This window comes from Sphingobium chlorophenolicum, assembly GCF_000722875.1.
GTDB lineage: Bacteria > Pseudomonadota > Alphaproteobacteria > Sphingomonadales > Sphingomonadaceae > Sphingobium > Sphingobium chlorophenolicum.
In genome coordinates, this window is the sequence record NZ_JFHR01000043.1 from 1 (window position 1) to 14,562 (window position 14,562).

The 14,562-nt window shown below is 63.8% G+C and carries 11 protein-coding genes; 3 read left to right on the plus strand and 8 right to left on the minus strand.

Annotated elements, in window-relative coordinates; genetic code table 11:
- From BV95_RS16245 to BV95_RS16255, 3 genes are all read right to left on the minus strand, one after another.
- On the minus strand, window positions 1–554 hold a 554-nt coding region (locus BV95_RS16245), incomplete at its 3' end, for a metallophosphoesterase family protein (RefSeq protein WP_476712781.1).
- Between the two features lie 115 nt (window positions 555–669).
- Complete coding sequence (locus BV95_RS16250) at window positions 670–2,094, minus strand: aldehyde dehydrogenase family protein (RefSeq protein ID WP_037454272.1); 1,425 nt, start codon at window positions 2,092–2,094, stop codon at window positions 670–672.
- 25 nt (window positions 2,095–2,119) lie between these two features.
- Window positions 2,120–3,007: an alpha/beta hydrolase gene (locus BV95_RS16255; protein ID WP_051749817.1), complete on the minus strand. Its 888-nt coding sequence runs from the start codon at window positions 3,005–3,007 to the stop codon at window positions 2,120–2,122.
- 143 nt (window positions 3,008–3,150) lie between these two features.
- Between BV95_RS16255 and BV95_RS16260 the strand changes: the two genes are divergently transcribed.
- Window positions 3,151–4,152, plus strand: coding sequence for an AraC family transcriptional regulator (locus tag BV95_RS16260; RefSeq protein WP_037454275.1), 1,002 nt, complete (start codon window positions 3,151–3,153; stop codon window positions 4,150–4,152).
- A 58-nt stretch (window positions 4,153–4,210) separates the two neighbouring features.
- On the opposite strand, the gene BV95_RS16265 is transcribed toward BV95_RS16260, so the two are convergent.
- On the minus strand, window positions 4,211–6,022 hold the full coding sequence (locus BV95_RS16265; RefSeq protein ID WP_051749818.1) for a flavin-containing monooxygenase: 1,812 nt from the start codon (window positions 6,020–6,022) through the stop codon (window positions 4,211–4,213).
- A 127-nt stretch (window positions 6,023–6,149) separates the two neighbouring features.
- Complete coding sequence (locus tag BV95_RS16270; RefSeq protein WP_037454277.1) at window positions 6,150–7,436, minus strand: cytochrome P450; 1,287 nt, start codon at window positions 7,434–7,436, stop codon at window positions 6,150–6,152.
- 150 nt (window positions 7,437–7,586) lie between these two features.
- Between BV95_RS16270 and BV95_RS16275 the strand changes: the two genes are divergently transcribed.
- On the plus strand, window positions 7,587–8,234 hold the full coding sequence (locus tag BV95_RS16275; protein WP_037454280.1) for a TetR family transcriptional regulator: 648 nt from the start codon (window positions 7,587–7,589) through the stop codon (window positions 8,232–8,234).
- Between the two features lie 21 nt (window positions 8,235–8,255).
- The gene (locus BV95_RS16280; protein ID WP_037454283.1) at window positions 8,256–10,805 is read left to right on the plus strand and encodes a LuxR C-terminal-related transcriptional regulator; all 2,550 of its coding nucleotides are present in this window, start codon (window positions 8,256–8,258) and stop codon (window positions 10,803–10,805) included.
- Between the two features lie 155 nt (window positions 10,806–10,960).
- On the opposite strand, the gene BV95_RS16285 is transcribed toward BV95_RS16280, so the two are convergent.
- The 3 genes from BV95_RS16285 to BV95_RS16295 are packed head-to-tail and all read right to left on the minus strand — an operon-like array spanning window position 10,961 to window position 14,426.
- A complete protein-coding gene (locus BV95_RS16285; RefSeq protein WP_037454286.1) occupies window positions 10,961–11,734 on the minus strand; it encodes an enoyl-CoA hydratase-related protein in 774 nt (257 codons plus the stop codon).
- Complete coding sequence (locus tag BV95_RS16290; protein ID WP_037454289.1) at window positions 11,731–13,212, minus strand: acetyl-CoA acetyltransferase; 1,482 nt, start codon at window positions 13,210–13,212, stop codon at window positions 11,731–11,733. Before BV95_RS16290 ends, BV95_RS16285 begins: the two co-directional genes overlap by 4 nt.
- The gene (locus tag BV95_RS16295; protein WP_037454292.1) at window positions 13,209–14,426 is read right to left on the minus strand and encodes a CaiB/BaiF CoA transferase family protein; all 1,218 of its coding nucleotides are present in this window, start codon (window positions 14,424–14,426) and stop codon (window positions 13,209–13,211) included. The genes BV95_RS16290 and BV95_RS16295 overlap by 4 nt, the downstream gene beginning before the upstream one ends.
- Window positions 14,427–14,562 lie beyond the last annotated feature (136 nt).

The window sequence follows — 14,562 nt, forward strand, 5'->3', positions numbered from 1 at the left end:
TTCTTCAGCCCGCCATAAGCGAGCATGCCGAAGGGAAATTCCGGCTTCTGCCCCGGCACGTACCGGGAATCGGCCCAGTTCGCGTCATAATCATGATTGCCCGGCACCACCGAGAAGGGCAGTTTCCCCGCGATCAGCTCATAGCCCTGGCGCGCCGTGGGCATCTCGATCGTCTTCACCCGCTCGTCCGGATGGATTTGCGGCAGGCTGGTCAGGAAGCTTTCGATATGCTTGTAGCCCTTGGCGGCATATTCGGCCGGCATCCGTTCGCTGGGATGCTGCCACACGTCGCCCAGCGCCGTGGCGAAGGCGATGTCGCCGCCCGCCGACTGCGCATTGGCCGCGATATAGCGCATCTGGTCGAAGAAAAGCTCGCGAGCGTCAAAGGGAAAGCCCGCATCGGTCTGATGCCGGAAATCGGTGTAATATTGGGTGTCGGGTATCACCGCGACAGTGAACTGCCCCTCCCCGGCATGCGCAGAATATTGCGACGCACCCACAAAGGCCGACAGCAAGAGCAGGACTTTCTTCATCGACATTGCTTCCGTCTCCATGAAATCATTTCCGTGCCGCCGGGGGAAATCGCTGGCGGCACGGGGATGTCGTAAAAATATGGGCCGAAGCTCTGGCCAGCCGCCCGTCGAAGCCGGACGCTTCGGCGTGACGGCGTCAAGCCGGCTGCTTCTTCCGCACGATGGTCTGGGCATTGGTATATTCGAGCAGGCCTTCCAGCCCGCCCTCCACGCCGACGCCCGACTGCTTCATCCCGCCGAACGCGGCGGCGGGGGAAAGATGCTGGGTTTCGTTGACCCATATGGTGCCGCTGGCGATGCGCTCGGCGATCCGCAGCGCCTTGTCCTCATCCTTGCCCCATACCGATCCGCCCAGGCCATATTCGGTGGCGTTGGCGCGCGCGACGACATCGTCATAATCGTCGAACCGGATCAGCGGCAGGACGGGACCGAACTGCTCCTCCTGGACGATGCGGCTGTCCTCCGGCGGGTTGTCGATGATGGTGATGGGGACGAAATAGCCCGGCACGTCCACCGCGTCGCCGCCCAGCAGGAAGGTGTAGCCCTTGTCCTTCGCATCCTGGATCAGGTCGACCACGCGGGCATATTGCGCCTCATTGTTGATCGGGCCGATCTGCGTGCCCTGTTCCGACCCGTCGCCCACCTTCACGGTCTTCGCATAGGCGACGAGCGCGTCCTTCAACGGTTCGTAAATATCCTCGTGGACATACATGCGTTTGGTCGCGACGCAGATCTGGCCGTTATTGCGGAATGCCGCCCAGAACAGTTCTTCCACGACATTTTCGACATCGACGTCGGGCATGACGATCGCGGCGTCGTTGCCGCCCAGTTCCAGCGTGACGCGCTTCAGCGTCGGCGCCGCCGATTCCATCACCCGCCGCCCGGTCGCGGTCGATCCGGTGAAGCTGATCTTGTCGAAGCCCTTGTGACTGGTCATCCACGGGCCGAGCGCGTCGCCGCCGGAGATGATGTTGAGCACGCCGGGCGGCAGGATATCCTTCACCAACTCGCCGAATTTCAGCGTGGAAAGCGGGGTGAAGGGGGAGGGTTTCAGGACCATCGTGTTGCCCGCCAGCAGCGCCGGGCCAACCTTGAACATCGCCAGCAGCAGCGGGAAATTCCAGGGCGGGATGGTGCCCACCACGCCCAGCGGCACATGGCGCGTCTCGCTATAGCGCTCCGCGCTGTCCTCATTGACCGTGACGGGCAGGTCGAGATGCGCCGCGCCCATAAGCCAATAGCCCGCACCCATCACCTCCATTCCGGCATCGGCATGGGGTTTCCCCTGCTCGGCGGTCAGCAGCCGCTTGAGGCCGTCGGCATGCGCCATGAGCGCTTGTCCCATCGCGACCAGCGCCGCCTTGCGCGCCGCGATGGGGGTCGCGGCCCAGCCGGGGAACGCTTCGCGCGCGGCGTCGATCGCGCGGTCCAGGTCGTTGCGGGTCGCGTTTGGGGCGCTGCCGATGACATTTTCGGTCGCGGGATTGAGCACGTTGAAACGGGCGCTGCCATGCTCCAACCGGCCGCCAATCAACATCGCGTAATCGCGGTCGAAATTCATCGTCTCTCTCCAGCTTTCTCTGAATTCACTGCAATCGATTTGCGATGAAGGCATCGATCGCCTGCCTGCTGCGGCTCGCGGCCTGCGTGTCGGGGAACAGGGTCAGGAAGGCGTGGAACGCATCGGGTTCTTCATGGAGCGTGACCGGAACCCCCGCCTGCGCCAGCGCATCGGCGTAACGATTCCCTTCATCGGCGGCCAGATCGTCGCCCGCGACGACCAGAAGCGCGGGCGGCAGGCCGTCCAGCCTGCCCAGCAGAGGGGCGAAGCGTATGTCCGAACGATCCTGGGGAGCGGGAACATATAGGTCGAAAAAGGCGGCGATCTCCTCCCGCTTCATGGTGGACGGCACGAAGGCGTGCATGGCCGCGCTGTCGGCGTCCCCCGCGACGGAGGGATAGATGAGGATCTGCCCGTCCAGTTTCGGCGCGCCCTGGTCACGCGCCATTTGCGCGACGACCGCGGAAAGATTGCCTCCCGCGCTGTCCCCCATCACGAAAAGCGGACCGTCGGCATCGATGGCCGACAGGACCGCCCAGGCGTCTTCGACCGCCGCCGGGAAGGGATTTTCCGGTGCCAGCCGATATTCGACCGAGACGACCCGGCATCCCGTCCGCTGCGCGAGCGAGCGGGCGAAATGATCGTAATCGGCCACGCTTCCCAGAACCCAGCCGCCGCCATGATACAGGATGATGGTGCCGGGGACGCTTTCGCCCGGCCTGTAGACGCGCACCGGCACTCCGCCGATTTCGCGGTCCTCCACTGCAAACATGTCCGGCCCGCCCTGGGGCGACATGCTTGACAGCATGGCGCGCAACATGCCGACATCCGCGGTCAGGATGCCGGGGCCTCCATTGGCGGCCAGGAACGATTTGATCGCGGCCATTTCAGGATCGGTTCCGCGCGCGCTCATCGGAGAACTTCCAACATTGTCACGACCATAGTCATCCTCCTTGCCAATATGGATTTTGTCGAGCCGGAGATTGTCAGATCGCCCGGCTTTTATCTTGACATACTGCGCCTCTATTATGACAACGTACGTCAAAGGAGAGACTTGTGACCCATGCGGATGCCGATGCCGGCGCGCTGCGGCAATTCATCAGTTTCGCGAAAACGTCGGGACTCGATCTCGACCGGATCCTCGACAGGGAACTTCGCTCGATCGCCACGGCGGCGCCGCAGGCCGAGCGCGTTCCGGCGCATGCAATCGTCGACATGTTGCAGATCTGCTCGGTCGTCACCCGGCGGTCTAATCTCGGCATAGCCCTGGCGCAATGGGGAAATATTCGCGGCAACAGCCCGCTCAGCCTGCTGTGGGACCATTGCCCGACGCTGGCCGATGCGATCCGCGTCAATTCCCGCTTTGCCGAGCTTGAAAGCAAGGCGATCACGACCTCGCTCGACCAGCAGATTGACGAGGTCGCGATCCGGCACCTGCTTCTCGTGCCGGCGCGCTACGGCGGATCGCAGTTCATCGAGTCGGTCCTGCTGCTCGCGACGCGGCTGGGGCGCCTCATATTGGGGGAGGGATGGTCGCCGGTCCGGATCGAATTTCAACATTCGGCGCCCGAAGATTACGCCCTCCATCGACAGTTATTCCGTTGCCCCATCGAATTCGGGGCCGACCGTTCCGCCGTGATCATCAGTCGCGACGACATTGATCGTCCCACGCAACATGGAAACGCACATCTGCTCGCCTTTCTGGAACGTCATCTCGAAACGGTCAGAAGCGCGGAACCGGTCGATTTCGTCGGCCAGGTTGACCAACTGATCGCGGCCAACCTGACATCCGGCGAGGCGATGATGGACCATGTCGCCAAATTGCTGCGCGTGAGCCGCCGGACATTGCAAAGGGGCCTGGAGCAGAAGGGGACGAGTTTCACCCTGCGGCTCGATGCGGCGCGGCGACGGGTGGTCGACGAATATTTCCGCACCGAAAAGCGCCCGAACCTGAACCTGCTCGCCTATCGACTGGGATATAGCGAGGCGAGCGCCGCTTCCCGTTATTTGCGGAAGAATATGGGTCTGGGAATCCGGAAGATCGCAAGACCCAAATAGCCGAAAAGGCGGCGCCCGTAACGACCGCCGCCTTTCCTTCGTCCGATCGGTCAATCGGTCAATATATCTTCAATCCCGCATGGTCTCCGGCGGCGCGCCACGCCTGCAGAAGCGCCGTGAAGGCTATCGATCCGTCGCCATAGGTGTTGATCAGAAGCCCCTGTTCGATGTCGCCATGCCCGCCGAAATAGCCGGGCGTGCAGGCGGCGAGGAACATGCGCGCGCGCTGCGACTTTTCGCGGATCGTCTTCATCCAGCCGTCCACCGCCTCGCTGGTCGCTTCTATGCGGGTCTTGCCCTCCGCGCGCGCCGCCGCGATCAGCCCGGCGAGATGTTCGGCCTGTTCCGCCAGCATGTCGGTGACGTTCGGCTTGAAGCCGTTCTGCGCCGATCCCAGCAGGAACAGATTTGGGAAGCCATCGGTGAAGAAACCGTGGAAGGTGCGCATGCCGTCAGCGAAATGGTCGCTCATCAGCTTCCCGTCGCGGCCACGGATCGCCATCGCGGCGCGGCGTGAATAGTCGGTCCCCGTTTCGAAGCCGGTGGCGAAGATGATGCAGTCGACCGGATATTCCACGCCGTCGAACACGATGCCGTTTTCGGTGATCCGGTCCAGCCCGCCGCCCTGCGTGTCGATCAGCGTCACGTTCGGCTGGTTGAAGGTTTGCAGATAGGTGTCGTGGAAGGTCGGCCGCTTGCACAACATGCCGTACCAGGGTTTCAGACCCTCGGCCGCATCCTTGTTGGTGACGATTTCGTCGATCCGGCTGCGGACCTTGTTGCCCTTGCGGAAATCGGCAAGCTCGGCACGCCGCATCAGTTCCAGAGGGGATACCGACGTCGGATCTTCCGGCATCCAGGATGTCAGCAGGTCGTGATGCAGGGCGGTCCAGCCATCCTGCACCAGATCGACCGGGGCGCGCATCCCGGAAACCAGGACGTTGAAATTGTCCATCCGCTCGCGCTGCCAGCCGGGCTTCAGGTTCTTGACCCATTCGGGGTCGGTCGGACGGTTGCCGCGCACGTCGACGGTCGATGGCGTCCGCTGCACCACATAGAGATGCGCGGCATCGCGCGCGGTGGGAGGAACGCACTGGATGGCGGTCGCGCCGGTGCCGATGATCGCCACGCGCTTGTCGGCCAGGCCCGTCATCCCGCCCAGGCTGTTCCCGCCGGTATAGGCATAGTCCCAGCGGCTGGTGTGAAATGTATGGCCCTTGAAATCTTCGATGCCGGGGATGCCGGGCAGCTTGGGGCGGTTCAGCGGTCCCGATGCCGACAGCACCCAGCGCGCCCTGATCGTGTCGCCCCGATCCGTGGTGGCGACCCAGCGCGCCGCCGCCTCGTCCCAGCGTATCTCCACGATCTGCGTCTGGAACAGGGCGCGGGGATAGAGGTCATAATGCTCCCCGATCCGCCGGGCATGGGCGAATAGTTCGGCCGCATAGGCATATTTTTCGGTCGGGACATAGCCCGTCTCTTCCAGCAGCGGCATGTAGATATAGGATTCGATGTCGCACTGGGCGCCGGGATAACGGTTCCAATACCAGGTGCCGCCGAAGTCGCCCGCCTTTTCGACGATGCGAATGTCGGTGACGCCGATCTTGTGCAGTTCCGCCGCCGCCAGAAGGCCGCCGAAGCCTCCGCCGATCACCAGCGCCTCGACCGTTTCGTCAACGGCGTCGCGAACCAGCGGACCATCGACATAGGGATCGTCGATGTAACGGCTGAAGTCGCCCTTTACCTCGATATATTGGCTGTTGCCTTTCGGATTGAGGCGCTTTGCGCGCTCTTCCATATATTTCTGACGAAGTGCATCGAGATCGATGTCGTCATGGATCGTATCCTGCGTTGCGGCAGCGTAGGCCATAGCCTCTCCCTTCGCTCATTTCCCGGCTTCGCCGCCGGTCCCGGTACGGCCATATCGCCTGCCGGTAATCCCGTTTTGTCCTGTCAGGCCATTTAAATGACCAACCGCGCCAAACTGAAAAGCGCCTTCACGCCGCCTGGAAGCGGATCGGCAGGCGCTTCAGCCCGCCTACGAACGCCGATTCCACGCGGGCCGGTTCGCCTGCCAGTTCGATGCTTTTCAGGCGCGGCAACAACTCTTCCATCATGATCCGCATTTCCATGCGGGCCAGATGCTGGCCCAGGCACATATGCGCGCCGAAACCGAAGGCGATATGCTTGTTCTTTTCGCGATCCGGGTCGAAGACGAAGGGATCGTTGAAGACGCTCTCGTCACGATTGGCGGACACATAGTTCAGCATCAGCCAGTCGCCCTCGCGGATCGTCTGCCCGCCGATCTCGACATCTTCCGTGGCGCTGCGCATGAAATGCTGCACCGGGGTGGTCCAGCGGATCGCTTCCTCGATCAGTCCCGACTTGTCGCTGTCCGCGTCGCGAAACCGTTCGAACAGGGCGGGATTCTTCGCCAGTTCCATGACCGCACCGGCGGTCGACGCGCTCGTCGTATCATGCCCGGCCGTCGCGATGATCATATAATAGCCGGCCAGTTCGCGGTCGGGGATCTGTTCGCCCCCCACCATCGCGTTGGCGATCACCGTCGCGATATCCTCCCGCGGATTGGCGCGGCGGTCGGCCGTCAGTTCACGAAAATAATTTTCGAAATCGGCGATGACATATTGGATCATCGCAATCGCCTGTTCGGCGCTCCTGATCGTCTCCCGGCTGCGGTTCAGTTCGGGATCGGTCGGGCCGAACAATTGCTGCGTCAGCATCAGCATCCGCGGCTCGTCCTGCGGCGGGACGCCCAATATGTCCATGATCACGCGCAGCGGATAATAGGCCGCGACATCGTGCGCGAAATCGATTTCGCCGCCGCTTTCCGGCATCCGGTCCACCGCGTCGCGCGCGATCTGGCGAATGCGTTCCTCTACGATCCTGAGGTTCTTGGGCATGAACCAGCTCTGCGTCAGCAGGCGGTATTTCATATGGTCGGGCGCATCCATCTGCACCATCGAACGGACGAGATGGCCGTCATTGTTCGGCGTCGCGGTACGGGCCAATGCCTCCGCATCGCGATTGGTCACCGCAGTGGGACGAAGGCTGCTCGCAAAACGCTGGGGATCGCGGCTGATCGCCATGATGTCGGCATGTCGCGTGACCAGCCAGAACGGGTCGTAACCGTCATTTTCCGCCACGGCGAGCGGCGCGTTGGCGCGTGCCCAGGCAAGCTGTTCGTGCAGCGGGGCCCATCGGCCATAGGCGACGGGATCGATGACGGAGGCGGCGACCTCTGCGGGCAATACAGGCTTTGTCATACTAAGTTTCCGCGATCCGGGACATGTGTCGAGTGGGAAAAAGAGGTTGCCTGCCTGCCATGGCCTATGCGCGCATGCCCCATCCGAAAGGATGGCAAAGCCTGTTGCCAAAATTTATCTATACGCATAAATAAAATTTGGAGGATGCAAATGGCGAGAGTCGGAGTTCGTCTTGATGCAAATGGCCGCGTCGCGGCGCGGGAACGGCTGCTCGACGCGACCAGCGCCCTGCTCGGCGAACGCGACACGCTGGACATTTCCTTGAATGAGATCGCGGCGCGATCCGGCCTCAACCACGGGCTGGTGAACTATTATTTCAAGGGCAAGGAGGGGCTGCTACTGGCGCTGCTGGAGCGGGACGCCGCCAGGGCGCTGAGCGAACTGGAACATCTGGTCGGGCAGAACATGCCGCCGCTGACGAAGCTCGAACTCCATATTCGCGGCGTGATCAACGTCTATTTCCGCTATCCCTATATCAACCGGCTGATCAATGTCCTCCAGTCCGGCAATGCCGATATGGCGCGGGAACTGGCGAGGATCTTCATCGCGCCCCTGCAGAAATTCCAGGCCCGTATCATCGACGAATGCCTGCGGGCCGGGGACATAGGTTTCGTGGACCCGACCCTTTTCTACTATACGGTGATCGGCGCGTGCGAGTTTCTGTTCCACTCTCGCAACACGCTTCCCTATTTGTCCGGGCCGCCGGAAATCACATCGAAATTGAAGGAAGACTATGCCGATCATCTCGTGCGCTTCCTTCTGGACGGATTGAAAATCAGAAGCGAGCAGCCCGCATAAGGGCGGCCGAGGAGATGGATCATGCTCAAGATGAGGGCGAGAACGGCTGGGACGAGAACGGCGGGCCCCGTCGCGAAGAAGGGGGCGGATAACCGGCCGGGCGCATTTATCCCGACCCGTGCCCTTGCCCGGCTGCGTCAGGGGAAGGCGGCCGTCACCATCCTGTCCGCGCCACCGGGTTACGGCAAGACGACGCTGCTGAGCGCCCATGCCCATGATGTCGCATCGGCGGGCGGCATCGTCGGCTGGCATCCGCTGGACCGCATGGTCGCGGGTTCGCCGCTGGCCGACGATTCCGACATCATCCTCATCGACGACGCGCATGACGCCGATCCGCGAAAGTTCGCCCGGCTCATCCGCACCATCACCTCCAGCGACGCGGCGCAACGGTTCGTCATCGCCACGCGGACGCTGCCCGACATGGACTGGATCGCGCTCGTCGCCAGGGGCCGGGTCGAGATAATCGACGTGGAGACGCTGGCGTTGGACGAGGGCGAAGTCGCCGCGATGCTGACGCTCTATGCCGGGCAGGCGCCCAGCATGGAGCAGGCCCGCAAAGTGTCCCAGTGGATCGAGGGCTGGCCCATCGCCGCGCAATGTTACGGCATGTTGGCGCGCCGTCGCGGCGGATGGTCGAAAGTCGACATTCGCGAGATTTATCCGCGAGAAGATCTCGGCCAATATCTGAACGAGAGCATCTATGTCGAACTGGACGACGCCATGCGGCGGTTCCTCTTCGACCTTGCGGACCTTGGGCGCTTTTCGCCCGCCATGCTGATAGAGGTGATGGGGCCGTCCGCCGAATTGCTGTTGCAGCGCGCCCGGCTTGAAAATGTGATGATCGTTCCGGCGGGAGGGGGGGACTGGCTGCGGCTCCACGGCGTGTTCCAGAAATTCCTCGACAGCCGGAAGCGTCAGGCGGGCGCGGGCAAAAGCATCACCCTGCTGCGCGCCGCTTCGGCCTGGTGCGAGCGTGAGGGCGCGGTCTGCGAGGCGGTGGATTACGCCCTGGAAGCAGGCGATTTCGACCGCGCGCAGGAAATGGTCGTCGATAACGCCGCCGCCATCGTCCACGGGCTGGGCGAATTGCCCAGGATGCTCGCCTGGACGGAGCGACTGGAACGGGCGGGGCAGGCGATTTCCGTCCCGTTGCGCCTCTGGAAAATCTGGGCGCTCATTCTGGCGCAGCAGATCGACGCGGCATGCGCCGAACTCGAAATCCTCGATCTGGAGATGCCTGAGAGCGCGCCCGCCGCATGGCGCGCCCATCGCGACCGGCTGCGGGTCAGTCTGGCGGCGCGGGGGGACGATGTGCCGCAGCTTGTCGAACTGGCCGATGCGTGGATGTCGCGATGGGAACATGTCGACCCGTTTCACACGGCGGCGGTCTATGTCGTTCGGTCGCTGGCGCATCATCAGTCCGGCGACCGCCATGCCGCCCGGCGGGACATGCTGGTCGCCCGCCAGCAAGCGGGCGAAGGCGGCGGCGCCTATGGCCAGCTATGGGTCGCCAAGGCGGACGCCTATATCGAACTGCTGGGCGGACGGGCAACGCGAGCGCGGGAAATCATCCTGTTCGCGCTGGAAAAGGCGCAGGAGCTGGAGAGGGTCGCGGCCTCCACGATCGGCACGGTCCACCTGCTGGCGGCCCGGATTCTGGTCGAAACGGGGGAGAGTGGTCTTGCCCGCGAGCATTTGGCGGCGGGCCATCTGCACGCGGGTGACAATGGCCTGATCGAAACCCATGTCGCGGCGCTGGAGGCCGCGATGCTTCTGGCCGAAGAGTCCGATGGCGTCGACGCGGCCCTCTGCGAAACGCAGCACCGGCTGGTGCGCGGCCTGCGCTACGCCGCAAGGGCCGATCTGATGGCGATCGGCCTACAGCTTCGACATGGCCGGTCGGATGAGGCCCATGACGATTTCCATGCCGCTTTCGCGCGATGCAACGACGAATGGCTGCATGTCGCGACAGGCCGGAACATACCCTGCTGGATGGCGCATGAGGTTGATCAATCCCATGCCTGGGTCATGCTGAGCCGGGGGGAGGCGCAGCAGGCGTCGGCGATCGTGGCGCGGCTGCTGCCGTCGGCGGAAACCGCCGGGCGGGCGCGCGATCATGTCGCCCTGCTGATGCTGGCGGCGACATGTTCGCTCCATCTGGGCAAGGCGGGGGATGCCAGACGCAGCCTGGAGCGGGCCTTGCGCATCGCGGGCGACCGGGGTTTCTGCCGGACGGCGGTCGATTGCGGGTGGGGCCTGACATCGCTGCTGTCGGAGCCGGACCTGCTGTCCGCCGCTCACGGGCCTGCGGCGGAAGTGCTGGGGCGTTTGCGGTCGCGCTATGGCATATGCGCGGACACGGCAGGCGATCAGCCGGTCGACCCCCTCACGGCGCGGGAGCTGGAGGTTCTGGTCCTGCTCGACAGCGGGCTGACGAGCCAGGCCATCGCCGACCATATCGACCTCAGCCTGTCGACGACGAAGTGGCATATCCAGAATATCTACAACAAGCTGGGCGTGCGCAACCGGTCGGGCGCGCTTTCACGCGCCCGACGACTGGCGATGCTGTAGGGATCGGGCTTGGGCCGCGTGGGCAATTCGGAATGTCGGGGGATTGGCGTTCCCGGACATCAATTCCTCCCCATCTCTCGATGGGGAGGAATAGGATAGGTCCGCCCTCCACCCAAATCACTCAGCCCTGCGAGTCTCGAATTTGTCCCCGCCGCCTATCGGCCCGTCCAGCGCGGCGCGCGCTTCTCCACGAAGGCGCGGGGGCCTTCCCGATAATCCTCGGTAAGCGCAAGCCGCGTGCCCAATGCGTCCGAAGCCGCCTCCAGTTCTTTCTCCGAAAGGTTGTATGCGTCGCGAGCGATCACCAGGCTCTCGCGCACCGCGATCGGCGCATTGGCCGCGATGATCTCCGCCAGCGCCAGCGCCTGTGTCACCACCTCGCCCTTCGGAACGACCCGATTGATCAGCCCGAACCCCAATGCGCGATCCGCGCTGAGCGGCTCGCCCGTCGCGATCAGTTCCAACGCGACCGCGCGCGGCAGGCCCCGCGGCAGCCGGTAGAGACCGCCCGCCAGCGCAGCCAGTCCGCGCTTCACCTCCGGCAGGCCGAAGCTCGCATCCTCGGATACCACTGACATGTCGCAGGCCAGAAGAATCTCCGTGCCCCCGGCCAGCGCCGCGCCATTCACCGCCGCGATCCAGGGCTTTTGCCGCGCAGCCCTGACGAAGCCCGCAAAGCCGCCGTCGCGGGTGACGAGATCACCCACCCGACCGGCGGAGATTTCCTTCAGGTCCGCACCCGCGCAGAAGGCCCTGTCGCCCGCGCCCGTCAGCACGACGCAGCGTATATCGTCGTTCGCCTCGGTTTCGATGACCGCCTGCTCCAACCCCCGCGCCACCGCGCCGTTGATGGCGTTGCGGGCGTCCGGCCGATTGATCGTGACCAGCGCCACATGCGCGACAGGATGTTCGATGAGGATGTCGCTCAAGAAAGTCTCCACTCCAATAGTCCGTCATCGGCCGTCGTGACGATGCCGCGTTCGCCGACCGGCGAGCGCGCCGGGTCCGTCAGGCGTGCGATGGTCACCGCATCGTCGGCGGGAACCCGTGCCATCGTGCGGCATCCCTCAGGCGTCCGCAAGATCGCGATGGCGCGGTCGACGGCATTTTCGCGGCCATAGATGACGGTGAAGCTTTCGACCGTGGCGTCGCCGTCATGACGGTCCACGACGATAGGCACAGGCCCGCGAAGCGCATCGGCCCTGCCGTCGACGCGATAGTCGGAGGACAGCGGCTCCGCCCCCGGCGCCGCGGACAGGACCAGCGCGTGATGCTTCGTCACGAAATCGCCCTGACCGTAGAGCAATCCGCTGCCGCTTCCTTCCCTCAGGCGGCGGACCATCGCGCAGGTCGCGTGCAGCATATAATTGTTGAACGGCCCCCCGAAGAAGGTGAGGCCCCCCGCGACGGTCGGCGTGAAGCCGTCGGGCAGGCCAAGGGTGCGCCGCGCCATTTTGGGGACGCAGGGGAAGCAGCTATAGAGTTCGAGATGATCGAACGGCGCGCCGTTGATCGCGGCGGCCGCCTGAAGCACGGCCTGTTGCGATGGCGACGAATGATAGCAATCGCGGTCCAGATAATCCTCCGGCTCCTTCGATGCCGCTCCGCCCATGATGTGGATCATGGCATCGGCGGCTATGCCCATCGCATGCGCCTCAGCCTCCGACATCAGCAGGACGGCGGCGCCTTGGTTCACGCTGGGATTGGCGACCATCAGCTTTGGATAGGGCCAGGCGACCAGCGGATTGTCGCGTGAGACCGTTTCGATCTCCGCAGGGGTGAAGGGGCGCTGCATCCAGCCATGGGGATTGTCCGCCGCAACCGCCGAATAGCGGGACCATAGCCGCGCGGACTCGGTTTGCGCTTCGCCCGGCGTCATGCCCCAGGCATGCAATGCGGCGTTCTCGAACAGGGGATAGATATAGGTCGGCTGCGCAATCCCGTGGGCGCGGCCCATTGCAGACAGCATCTCCTCCACCCGCCAGGGATGTTCCACGGCGGGGGCCTTCGCGGGCCAGGGCAATGCGACGCCAGCCTTGCGCGCCTTCCGGACGGTGCTTCGCGCCTCTCCCCCGCAGACGAGCGCGATCCGCGATTCCCCGCTCGCGATCCGAAGCGCGGCGTCGTGCATGATCCTGAGCGGACTTTCGCCGCCTCCCGGATGGTAGGCCGCCCTGGCTGGATCGATGCCAAGACGCTCGCAAAGCCTGCGCGCCGTGTCCTCATATCGCCATGTGATCTGGTGGACCACCTCAACGGCGTCGATGCGGTCCAGAATGCGCGCCCCGCTGTCCGCCTCGGCGCGCCGGGCGGCGGCGGCCATCAGGTCCAGCGGGTCCAGCCCCAGCGAAGGATCATCGGGCCGGTCCTTGATCTCACCGATGCCGACGATGACGACATTGGTCATGCGGACGCATCCCGCGCTTCGCCAAGGCCGATGGCGGCAAGGATTTCGTCGGTATGTTCCCCCACGCGCGGGGGATCGCGCCGGACGGAGGCTGGCGTCTCGCTGAACCGCACCGGATGCCGAAGGGAGATGTAGGGGCCTTCGCTGGCATGGTCGCGCTTCTCGAAAAAGCCCACCGCGTTGAGATGCTCGTCCTGGAGCACCTCATCCAGCCGATTGACCTTCATGCACGGCACATTGCGTTCCGTCAGCGCGGCCACCCATTCGGCCGTTGTCTTCGTCTTCGCGACTTCCTCGATCATCGCATAGATTTCCCGGATATTCTCCGTGCGCAACGAATAAGTCGCATAGCGGGGATTTTTCGTGAATGTCCCCGGCGGCAGGCCGCCAATCTCGAAGAAATCGTCCCACTGGGAGTCGGTATAGGGCAGGATCGCCAGATGGCCGTCTTTGGTCGCATAGGGTTTTCTGTTGGGGTTGAAGACGCGGCTATAGCCATAATCCCCGGTCGGCGGATCGAATGTGTGACCGTAGAGATTTTCGCTCATGTTGAAATAGCTGAAACATTCGAACATCGGCACTTCGACGAACTGGCCCCGGCCGGACCGCTGCCGGTGGAACAGGGCGGCCATCGTCGCATAGGCGGCGAACAGTCCGGATGATTTGTCGGCGATCAGGGATGGCTGATAGCGCGGCGCGGGATCGCCGTCGACGCGGCTCAGAAGGTCGGTTCCCCCGGCGGCGGCCTGAATCAGGTCGTCATAGGCCTGCTTTTCGGCATAGGGGCCGTCCGATCCATAGCCGGAACAATGGACGTAGACGATGTCGGGCTTCAGCGCCTTCACCGCTTCATAATCGAAGCCCAGCTTGTGGAGGCCGTTCATCCTGACATTGGTGATGAAGATGTCCGCCTCCGCGATCAGCCGGCGCAACGCTTCCCGTCCGGCCTCCTGCTTCAGGTCCAGCAGCGCGGACCGCTTGTTGCGGTTGAAATGCATGAAGATCGGCCCCATCGCCGGGCTGTTCGCGGGCTTGCCGGTATAGCGGAAGATATCGCCGCCATTGTCCGGTCGCGTGCCCGGCGCCTCCACCTTGATGACGTCGGCGCCCAGGTCGCCCAGGATCTGCGAGCTGTAGGCGCCGAACAATACGCTGGTCATATCGACCACGCGAATACCGTCCAGCGCGCCGGGTTGAGCAATGGGAGGGATCAAGACGACCTCGATTGTTGGTTCCTTCGTTCCCGCCCTTATCTAAACCCGTCGATCGCGCCGCGACCCCGCAAAAGGGATGGGTCGGCGCAGTAGGCGGCAAAAAGGCAATAACCGCTCCCATCCTTTCGAGGGGGCC